General features: G+C 52.0%; 1 protein-coding gene. It reads right to left on the bottom strand.

The genetic code is table 11. From position 1 onward, the window contains the following. A partial coding sequence (locus tag M3175_RS26140; protein WP_251524628.1) for an aldehyde dehydrogenase family protein occupies positions 1-417 on the bottom strand: 417 nt, incomplete at both ends.

The following is a 417-nucleotide window of genomic DNA, read 5'->3' as shown; positions in this document are numbered from 1 at the left end:
GGCGCAATACAGGTCTGTCCTGCGTTCATGGTTTTGCCTGTCCATACGCGGTTGACAGTTTTTGCCAAATCAGCGCTCGGCGTCACTACGACAGGAGATTTGCCGCCCAGCTCAAGGGTGACAGGGGTCAAATTCTGTGCCGCGGCTTTCATGATATGTTTGCCCACTGCGGTAGAGCCGGTAAAAAATAAATGGTCAAACGGTAATTGGCTAAAGGCTTGTGCGACTTCGACATCCCCTGTAATTAAGGTCACTTCGTCTGCGGCAAAATACTTGGGTAACGCATTAGCCAGCCACTGCTCAAAGTTCGGTGACGCTTCTGAGACTTTGAGCATCGCACGATTGCCTGCGACCAATGCGGCGGCCAGTGGTGCAATCACCAAATAGAGCGGATAGTTCCAAGGTGCGATAATGCCC

Origin of the sequence: Robertmurraya korlensis (genome assembly GCF_023715225.1) — a bacterium.
Lineage (GTDB): Bacteria > Bacillota > Bacilli > Bacillales > Cytobacillaceae > Robertmurraya_A.
The sequence above is the reverse complement of the archived record's forward strand: the minus strand, read 5'-3'. Positions and strand labels throughout refer to the sequence as shown.